Here is a 533-nt window from a genome sequence, read left to right on the forward strand (position 1 = left end):
GGTAAGAACATTGCTCACCATGTTAAGAAAATGAACATGGAAGGCGTTAGTCAGTTCCGTGATCGTTTCAATGTGCCGGTATCTGATGAGCAGATTGAAAACTTGCCATACGTCAATTTCGATAAAGATTCTGAAGAATCTAAGTACATGCATGAGCGTCGTAACGCACTGGGTGGTTATGTACCAAGCAGTAGCGCTAACTTTGACAAGAAACCGGAAATAACAGAGATGGAAGAATTCAGCTCGCTGCCGGAAGAACAATCCAAAGACAGCTCTACCACTATCGCGTTCGTTCGTGCACTGAACGTTATGCTGAAGAACAAGTCGATCAAAGATCGTCTGGTTCCAATTATTGCTTACGAAGCACGTACCTTCGGTATGGAAGGTCTGTTCCGTCAAATCTGTATCTACAGCCCTAATGGTCAGCAGTATACTCCGCAAGGCCGTGAGCAAGTTGCATACTATAAATAAGATGCAAAAGGCCAGATCCTGCAAGAATGTATCAACTAGCTGGGTGCTGCTTCATCTTGGCT

1 pseudogene is annotated in these 533 nt (G+C 44.5%); it reads left to right on the plus strand.

Annotated elements, in window-relative coordinates:
* Positions 1–507, plus strand: a pseudogene (aceE, locus tag AAY47_RS19725) (pyruvate dehydrogenase (acetyl-transferring), homodimeric type); the annotation flags it as partial.
* Positions 508–533 lie beyond the last annotated feature (26 nt).

It is taken from the genome of Xenorhabdus griffiniae, assembly GCF_001028135.1.
GTDB lineage: Bacteria > Pseudomonadota > Gammaproteobacteria > Enterobacterales > Enterobacteriaceae > Xenorhabdus > Xenorhabdus bakwenae.